This window comes from Bacillus pseudomycoides DSM 12442, assembly GCF_000161455.1.
Taxonomy (GTDB): Bacteria; Bacillota; Bacilli; order Bacillales; family Bacillaceae_G; genus Bacillus_A; species Bacillus_A pseudomycoides.
Window position 1 is genome coordinate 5,502,030 of record NZ_CM000745.1, and the last position, 1,302, is coordinate 5,503,331.

2 protein-coding genes are annotated in these 1,302 nt (G+C 36.8%); both read right to left on the minus strand.

Translation table 11 applies throughout. The annotated features are described in order from the left end of the window. Window positions 1-42 precede the first annotated feature (42 nt). Window positions 43-924 (minus strand): IS3 family transposase, encoded by an 882-nt coding sequence (locus BPMYX0001_RS27810; RefSeq protein WP_006097496.1) that lies wholly within the window; start codon window positions 922-924, stop codon window positions 43-45. A gap of 8 nt (window positions 925-932) precedes the next feature. Further along, window positions 933-1,229: a transposase gene (locus BPMYX0001_RS27815; RefSeq protein WP_033799504.1), complete on the minus strand. Its 297-nt coding sequence runs from the start codon at window positions 1,227-1,229 to the stop codon at window positions 933-935. Window positions 1,230-1,302 lie beyond the last annotated feature (73 nt).

Below are 1,302 nucleotides of genomic sequence, written 5' to 3' on the forward strand. Positions count from 1 at the left end.
TGAAGTGACCCCTGTCAAGTAGACTGTATTCAAAAAGCACAACTAAGTAACCTGAGTTCTATATTTATATGGACTCAGGTTATTTAATTTCTTTTGAAATCTTTGGTGATTATAAAAGTGTATATATTTGCGCACGGCAAATTTAACCTCATCAGCTTTGCGGAAAGAGTATAAATGAAAACACTCTGACTTAAAGTGGCTGAAGAAGTTTTCTATACAAGCATTGTCCCAACAGTTTCCCTTCCGAGACATACTAGCCTTCATCTGATATTTTTTTAGTAATTGATTATATTGACGGGATGTGTATTGGAACCCTTGATCACTATGTAGGAGAATCCCTTTCGCATTTCGCTTTTTCCTTGCCTTCTTAAGTGTATCTAGCACTAATTTAAGGTCGTTTCTACGACTGATTTCATAGGCAACAATTTCATTGTTGTACAAGTCTTTAATAGCGGATAAGTATAATCTCTGTCCATTGAAAATCAAGTAGGTAATATCTGTTACCCATTTTTCATTCGGTTTTGAAGCTTGGAAATCCCTGTTCAGATGGTTATCTGAAATCACATAAGCTTCTTTTTTTCCATAATAAGGTCGTTTTCTCCTAATAATCGCTTTGATACCTAGTTCACCCATCAACCTCTGTATACGTTTGTGATTAACGTGAAGGTTATAGGTGACTTTCAGCCAAACTTGTACTCTTCTGTATCCATAAATTCCCCTAAGTTTTTTATGGCACTTCAATATCTTTTTCTTGATTTTGACATCCTCCGATTGTTTTTCAGAAGGCGTCGAGTGCCGTTTTATCCATTTGTAGTACCCACTTCTGGTTACACCGGCAATATCGCATAGAACGGTAACCGTAAAACCTTTTTCCGACATCTCGTGGATGACTTCAAACTTTCTCGCTTTGGATACAGCTTTCATTCCTCCTTTTACATCCCTAAGAGCTTTTTTAACATTTCATTTTCCGCTTCTAATCGTCTGATCTTAGCTTCTGGATCTTCTGGCTTGATTCTTGGCCTACCTACACCTGGCCCTTTCGCTTTACCACGTTTTTCTTCTAGTCCTTTGATACCTTCAGCCTCAAAGTGTTTCACCCAACGTCTTACTACTGAGTGATCAATTCCTAGTTCTTTAGCGACCGTTTTGTATCCCATTCCTTCTTTAAGGTATAAATCTACTGCTTTTTTCTTAAATTCTATATCGTAAGTTACTCTAATTTTACCCATAGAAAAAATCCCCTCCATAGTAAACAGATTAATGTGCTTTCTTTTTACTGTCTACTATAAGGGGATCATATCA

Bases quoted from the DNA above. Each gene is read 5' to 3' on its own strand.
- BPMYX0001_RS27810 (WP_006097496.1), bottom strand. From the start codon at position 924: ATGAAAGCTGTATCCAAAGCGAGAAAGTTTGAAGTCATCCACGAGATG.
- BPMYX0001_RS27815 (WP_033799504.1), bottom strand. From the start codon at position 1,229: ATGGGTAAAATTAGAGTAACTTACGATATAGAATTTAAGAAAAAAGCA.